Source organism: Phaeobacter sp. CAU 1743 (genome assembly GCF_039839315.1).
GTDB classification, from domain to species: Bacteria; Pseudomonadota; Alphaproteobacteria; order Rhodobacterales; family Rhodobacteraceae; genus Phycobacter; species Phycobacter gallaeciensis_A.
In genome coordinates, this window is record NZ_JBDOQR010000109.1 from 7,913 (window position 1) to 8,770 (window position 858).

Genomic DNA, 858 nt, shown 5'->3' on the forward strand with positions numbered 1-858 from the left:
AGACGTCCTTTTGCCGCGGGACTTCCTTCGGTTGGCCGCCGAGCTCGTAGAGCACCGGCTCAACTTGGTACCGGCTCAAGCCACTAACCGACGTCCGTGTCGCAGACGCATAGAGCCGATTCAGCGCGGAGCCGCTCTTCGACTGGATGTAGGTGGCGGTCACCCCGCCGGACGTCTGGAAGGAGGTGCTGCCGGCGCAGCTCTACCTGAGGTTGCGGCAGCTTTTGGACTAGGCGGGCTAGCGGGACTGTTCTTTCTTGCGTGAGAAGCGGCCGGTGCTGCTCCCGCCGGCGTGGACCCGAGCGTAGCGGAGGGACTATCGGTGGCGCTTCTAGTTGCCGCAGCTCGGGAACGGCCGTCGTGGAGGAAGGTCTGCAGGCCGCCCCACTGGCGGTGGATGTAGGTCAGCTTCTCGCCGAGGCGCGACTTAGCCGAGATACGCAGACGCTGTGCCTGCAGCCAATCACCGAACTCGGCCATGGTTCAACTCGGCCACGAGATGCTCGAGCCGCCGGTTGGCTTCCTTCAGGGCGCCGTTTTCCTGCAGAACCGCCAGAACGGCGGCGCGCTGGCTCTCGGGGATCGCGGACAGGTCGATGGGCGGGGCGTCGGGCATGGCTGGATTATACCGGGCCCGGGGCGCCGATGCCCGGTTATTCAATAGGCCGAGTCACTCTGCCACAGCCGGTCGGCGCACCTCCAGAGATCGAACCCGGCGCCAATCCAAACCAGCAAACAGGGCCTCGAACTGCGCCCGGTTCAAGGTCATTGCCCCGTCGCGGATCGCGGGCCAAGTGAAGGTGTTTTCTTCCAGCCGTTTGTAGACCATCACGAGTCCGCTACCGTCCCAGAACAGGA

At 64.8% G+C, this 858-nt stretch carries 2 protein-coding genes and 1 pseudogene; all 3 read right to left on the bottom strand.

Annotated features, from left to right (window positions below; all coding sequences use genetic code 11):
• Positions 1-159 precede the first annotated feature (159 nt).
• A pseudogene (locus AAFO90_RS23185) lies at positions 160-465 on the bottom strand (hypothetical protein); the annotation flags it as partial.
• Positions 464-616, bottom strand: a complete 153-nt coding sequence (locus tag AAFO90_RS23190; RefSeq protein WP_284479859.1) for a hypothetical protein — start codon at positions 614-616, stop codon at positions 464-466. The gene AAFO90_RS23190 and the pseudogene AAFO90_RS23185, both read right to left, overlap by 2 nt.
• A gap of 54 nt (positions 617-670) precedes the next feature.
• Positions 671-858: IS66 family insertion sequence element accessory protein TnpB (gene tnpB, locus AAFO90_RS23195; protein WP_347510948.1), on the bottom strand; the 188-nt coding region annotated here is incomplete at its 5' end.

Excerpts from the sequence above, each read along its gene's own strand:
- AAFO90_RS23190 (WP_284479859.1), bottom strand. The coding sequence starts at position 616 with ATGCCCGACGCCCCGCCCATCGACCTGTCCGCGATCCCCGAGAGCCAG.